This is a genomic window from Mesorhizobium sp. M7A.F.Ca.MR.362.00.0.0, assembly GCF_004023175.1.
GTDB lineage: Bacteria > Pseudomonadota > Alphaproteobacteria > Rhizobiales > Rhizobiaceae > Mesorhizobium.
The window spans coordinates 1-3,833 of sequence record NZ_RZTF01000296.1 but is presented as its reverse complement, the minus strand read 5'-3'; the positions used below and the strand labels follow the sequence as shown (position 1 = coordinate 3,833).

3 protein-coding genes are annotated in these 3,833 nt (G+C 64.4%); all 3 read right to left on the bottom strand.

Features of this window, described 5'->3' with window-relative positions:
• Positions 1–1,425: sugar ABC transporter ATP-binding protein (locus EOC06_RS27245; protein ID WP_245470115.1), on the bottom strand; the 1,425-nt coding region annotated here is incomplete at its 3' end.
• A 3-nt stretch (positions 1,426–1,428) separates the two neighbouring features.
• Positions 1,429–2,523, bottom strand: a complete 1,095-nt coding sequence (locus tag EOC06_RS27240) for a strictosidine synthase (RefSeq protein ID WP_128309233.1) — start codon at positions 2,521–2,523, stop codon at positions 1,429–1,431.
• A partial coding sequence (locus EOC06_RS27235; protein WP_164898757.1) for an SMP-30/gluconolactonase/LRE family protein occupies positions 2,520–3,833 on the bottom strand: 1,314 nt, incomplete at its 5' end. The genes EOC06_RS27235 and EOC06_RS27240, both read right to left, overlap by 4 nt.

Sequence of the window (3,833 nt, the reverse complement as noted above, 5' to 3'; positions counted from 1 at the left end):
CTTGACCACCAGAATGCGATCCGAAACGGCGAGAATTTCAGGCAGATAGGACGAGATGACAACGACGGCCATGCCTTGCTCGGCGAGATCGCTGATGAGCTGGTGGATCTCGACGATGGCGCCGACGTCGACACCGCGTGTCGGCTCGTCGAAGATCACCAGCCTAGGCTTCTGGATCAGCGATTTGGCGATCACGACCTTTTGCTGGTTACCGCCGGAGAGCTCGATCATCCGGGCTCGGTCGCTGGTCTGCCGCAGGCTCAGACGTTCGCCCCATTCGCGGGCAAGTTGCCTGGCCCGCGCCAGCGACACCATGGAGACGGGATTGGCGCCCTCGGTCAGTTCACCCACTTGAAGGTTCTCGCCCGCAGTCATGGTTTCGAAGAAGCCGTCGACCTTGCGATCCTCTGTGACATAGACGATGCCGTCGCGCACCGCAGGCCTGGGCACCCGGTAACGCACCGACTTGCCGAGCAGGCGGATCTCGCCGCCGTGGAAGATGTTGCGCTTCAACAGTCCGGCGACGACCTTGGCCATTTCGGTGCGGCCGGCGCCGACAAGGCCGAACATGCCGGTGACCTGGCCCGAAAACACCGAGAAGGAAGAGTTGCGCACCAGGCCGGCGCAGGACAGGTTCTCGACCGAAAGCACCTTGTCGCCATAGGGCCGCGCCGTGCGCTTGACCTCGCCATGCAGCGTTTCGGTCAGCGTACGGCCGACCATGGCCTGCACGATCGAAGCGCGGGTGAAGCCCTTGGCTTCGCCGGACGCGACGATCTCACCATCGCGCATGACCGTGATGCGGTTGGCGACGGCAAGCGCCTCTTCCAGCGCATGGGTGATGAAGATGATGGCGATGCCCTCCTTCACCAGCCGCTGCAAAAGTTTGAAGAAGTGGCTTTTCTCTTCGGGCGTCAGCGTCGCGGTCGGCTCGTCGAAGATGATGACGCGGGCCTTGTGGTGGACGGCGCGCGCGATCTCCACCATCTGCTTGTGCGCCGCGCCCAGCGTGCTGACCTGCGCGGACGGGTCGACCTGGAAGCCCATGCCGGCGAGGAACTGCCGCGCCTGAATGTAGAGGCCGCGCAACCGGTTGAACATCTTCTCTTCGCCGAGATAGAGATTCTGCGCCACCGTCATGGCCGGCACCAGGTTGGTTTCCTGGAACACCATGGCGATGCCAGCGCGCAGCGCTTCGGCGGGCGTGGCGAAGGACACATCCTTGCCGTCGAAGGTCATCTTGCCCTCGGTCAGCTTGAAGACACCGGCCATGACCTTGGTCAGCGTCGACTTGCCGGCGCCGTTTTCCCCGAGCAGCGCATGGATTTCGCCCTTGCGCAGGTCGAAATTGACATTCTTGAAGGCCGGAATGCGCGCGAACGCCTTGGCGGCGTCCCTGAGTTCAATGATGTTGGCGTCCGACATCGCTTAGCCTCGCTTGCCACTGGCGGCGCTCGCCACGCGCACGATCCGCGATCCGCCGCGCGAGGCGACCAGAAGGTCATCGCCCAGCTCGCAGGCGCTCAGCGTCCCGTGCACCTTGCCGTCGGCGCGCGAATGGAAACTCGACAGCGGCTTCATGTTCTGGTCGCAAAGGACCACCAGCCCGTAGGACCTTGTCACCGCGTATGGCTTCAGCACGTTCATCTGCTTCAACTGGCTGCCTTGCATGGGCTCGCGATAGTCGCGCCATGACCCGAGCGACGGCGCCATCCAGTAGGCCTCGGGGACTTCCGCCAGCATGCGGGTGCGGTAGGTGTCCTCGCGCAGGATGAACTCCACCAACTGGTTGCGCACGGAATAGAAGGTCAGCCAGTAGCCGGCATTGAAGGCCGGTGCGATGCGGGCGGGGTAGGCCGGCAGATGCTCCAGCACGGGCAGCGTCGCCTTGGTGGCAAGGTCGATCGCCAGCACGCGGTGGCGCCAGGCCTCCGAGACGTAGATGCGGTTGGAGCCGGTGGTGGCGATGCCGGCCGGCCAGGCCAAGCCATCCCTGATCAGCTCCAGCCGGCCGTTTTTCAGATCGAGCCGCCAGACCGAACCGGATACGCTCTTCTGCATCAGGTCGCGACGCCAACCGCTCGCCGGCACTGAGGCCGAGCCGTTGGCCACCAGCAAGGTGTTGCTGTCGAGGAAGGTGAGAGCGGTGATGCAGGAGAGGCGGCGAGCCTCCTCGCCCGTCGCCTCGCGCCCGTCATGCAGGCCGCCGCGGATGACGACGCCCTTGCCGTCGATGGCCATCGCGGTCATGCCGCGGGCATGGGCGAGTGCGGTGATCTCGCCCGGAAATTCCTGCAAGGTTTCGGCATGGCCGTCGGCGCTAAAGCGCATCAGCCGGTTGGCGCTGCTTGCCAGGAGGCCCTTTTCGGTGCGCACGAGATTGTCGGCCTCGGCGAGGCCGGCGAATGGCTCGGCTTCCTCCAGTCCCTGGTTGGGCAGCAACGGCCCGTCGAGCGTCGGCACGGTCACGGCCCACTCGCCACGGCCGAGAAAGCGGTCAAGAAGCTGGTTCAAACCGCTCATGACTTTTTGCCCCAGTAGGAATCCGAGCTGAACCAGTCGGGATCGACGCCTTTCAGGGGCAAAGTGCCCATGCGGTTGTTGAAGATGCCGCAGAGATAGAGGATGCCCTTGTGCTCGCGCATCGAGGTGATCATCGGATGCTTTTCGCCTGCCTGGTCCCACAGGCTTTCGAGGATCTGGCCGTTCTCGTCGAAGCGCAGCACGCAGCCGGTGTTGAGATTGGGCATCAGCCACGCATCTTCCGATACGCGCCGCGCCATGCGGCGGCGGAAGCCCGGCATTTCAAGCGAGAGATCCAATGCCGGCGTGCGCATGCCCATCAGGGCCAGCCAGTAGGTGCCGTCGGAGGCGCGGTTGATGTTGTCGGGATAGCCGGGCAAGCCCTCGATCACGCGCTCGACCTGGCCCTTCTTCGGGCCATCGAAATAGTAGCGGCTGATGCGGCAGGCCCAGCTTTCGGCGAACAGCACCGACTGGCCGTCGAAGGCCGTGCAGATGCCATTGGGGAAGACGAGGTTCGACAGCAGTGTGCGTGTCGAACCGGATTTGGGATCATGGACGATGATGCGTCCGTTGCCGCGGCTTTCCAGCGCATCGGCATACCAGTCGTGCATCTCGAAGCGCACTGTCGCTTCCGAGAAGACGATGCGGCCGTCCGGCAGGATGTCGCAGTCATCGGCGAGCTTCATGGTGGAGTCGTCGACCACCGAGGTCAGTGAGCGGTTGGTCTCGGCGGTCAGCAGTTTTACATCCCCGGCCGGCGAGACCTGGTAGAGGCCCATGCCGGCGACGCAGATGACGAGATTGTCGTCGCGGTCGAAAGCCATGCCGAGCGGCGAGCCGCCAATATGTGCGAACACTTCGCTGTCGGTGTAGTGCGGCGGCTGGAAGCGCAGGATATCGCCTTGGCGGCTGCCGGTGTAGAGGCGGTCCTGCCGGTCGAAGATCACATCTTCCGCGCCGTCGAGAAAGCCGAGGCCGATGACGCCGACGTCCTTCAACCGGTCGTTCACCGCCATCGGCGCGCCGGGCGCGGTCGAGATCGCCTGCGGCATCTTGGCGAAGGTCGGCGAGATGTAGACGCTGCGCAGGATCTTGTGGCGGTTCTTCACCCAGCGTACGTCGAGAAGCACCGACAAGAGCAGCACGATGCCGAGGATCAGGAAATTGACCGGGCCGGGCACGGCCAGCGCAAGCAGGCTGTTCGACAGGACAAGCACGAAAACGGTGCCCATCAGCGCCTTGGCGACCGAGCCGCGCCCGCCGCCGAGCGAGATGCCGCCGAGCACGGTCGCGGTCAACACCTGCAG

Bases quoted from the DNA above. Each gene is read 5' to 3' on its own strand.
- EOC06_RS27240 (WP_128309233.1), bottom strand. From the start codon at position 2,523: ATGAGCGGTTTGAACCAGCTTCTTGACCGCTTTCTCGGCCGTGGCGAG.